Here is a 244-nt window from a genome sequence, read left to right as displayed (position 1 = left end):
ATTAACGGGAGGGAAAAATGAAGCGGATTTTGCGGATTCTTCTGTTGGGTCTGTTGTTGTTCGGTGCGCGCGCCGCGCTGGCCAACCCCACGCTCTGTTCGCCTGGCTATCAGGACTCGACGTGCGTCACGCCGATCAGTCACGGGGCGATTCCAGCCCCCCAGTGCTCGACCGATGCAGGATGGACTACGATTTCCAACGCAGTCTGGTTGGGGGCGCAATGGAGCCAGCCGCAGTGCAATTA

The 244-nt window shown here is 59.4% G+C and carries 1 protein-coding gene; it reads left to right on the top strand.

Going from position 1 to position 244, the window contains the following annotated elements:
• Positions 1-17 precede the first annotated feature (17 nt).
• On the top strand, positions 18-244 hold a 227-nt coding region (locus G5A07_RS22295), incomplete at its 3' end, for a hypothetical protein (protein WP_223107835.1).

The sequence above is a fragment of the Stenotrophomonas sp. AS012628 genome, assembly GCF_010608305.1.
GTDB lineage: Bacteria > Pseudomonadota > Gammaproteobacteria > Xanthomonadales > Xanthomonadaceae > Stenotrophomonas > Stenotrophomonas geniculata.
Note: the sequence above shows the minus strand (reverse complement) of the source record. Positions and strands in the feature narration are given on the sequence as shown.